1 pseudogene is annotated in these 1,226 nt (G+C 75.5%); it reads left to right on the plus strand.

What is annotated here, in order from left to right:
- A pseudogene (locus ADY01_RS35790) lies at positions 1-1,226 on the plus strand (hypothetical protein); the annotation flags it as partial.

Here is a 1,226-nt window from a genome sequence, read left to right on the forward strand (position 1 = left end):
CCCGCACCCACCTCGCCCACACGCCGCCGGACCTGACCGACACCGAACACGACCTGGCCCGCTGGGAGGACGACGGCGGCGGACCACCCGCACCCACCACCACGCCCCGCGCCCACGAGCGGCACTGGCTGCGCATCGGCGCCGCGCTGTCCCGCAGGCTGCCCGAACTCACCGGCCGCGACGATGTCCTCGTCACCTGCCGCGAGGGAACCCGCTCCGGCACGCCGACCGCCTTCTACCCGGCGCTGGCCGAGCTGGAGATCGACGCCGCCCTCTTCGCCCCGCTCACCCCCGGCCGTATCAACCCCACCAAGCCGGGCGACGAGAAGCGCTACCTCGTGGTCTGGGGGGTGTTCACCCATGAGGCGGCGCACGCCGCCCACAGCCGCTGGGCCACCCCACCCCGCCTGCGCGGCACCGCGCAGGACGCCGCCGCCGCGCTGCTGGAGGAATCCCGCGCCGAACACGCCCACCTCGCCCGCCGCCCCGGCGACCGCCGCCACCTGCGTGCCGCCGTCCACGCCCTGGTGATCGAGGACATCACCGACCAGACGCCCACCGACGCGTGGCGAGCAGCATGGGCCGCCGGGTTGGTCCTCGCCCGCCGCGACGCGGGAATCCTCGACCCGGACGAAACCCAATCCCTTGAGACCGCCGTCACCGCCGTGCTCGGCGCCGACATGCTCCAGCGCCTGGCCGGCATCTGGACAGCCGCCCACGCCACCGGCGACGAGGACGGGCAGGCGATGCTCGCTCTCGCCGAAGCGTGGTGCCACGCGCTCGGGGTCAACCCGCGCGCAGGAGAACCGGCCCCCGACCCCACCGCCCACCGTGGCGACCTCGCCGCCGTGATCCGTGACGTCGCAGCCCGGGTCACGGCCAACGAGGCCGCGCAGGACCGAGCCGACGCACAGGCCGAAGCAGCCCGCACCGCACGCAGGAAGGGCAAGGCCACCTCGGCCGCGAGCGCCCGGCGGGCCGCCAAGACCGCGAAGGAGGTCTTCACCCCCGGGGAGGCGTTCCTCCTCCCCGGTCACCGGTACCCGCCCGCCCACGGCGGCGGAGAAGGCAGCGGCCGGGCAACTCGCCAGGGCCCTGCGCGCCGCCGCCTACCGCGAACGCACCCCCACCCACATCCCCTCCATGACACCACCCGGACGCCTCGACATGCGCCAGGCCCTCGCCCTCGACGCGCAACTGGCCGCCGGCGGCACATCCATCGCCAC

The sequence above is a fragment of the Streptomyces sp. SBT349 genome (assembly GCF_001083795.1).
Lineage (GTDB): Bacteria > Actinomycetota > Actinomycetes > Streptomycetales > Streptomycetaceae > Streptomyces.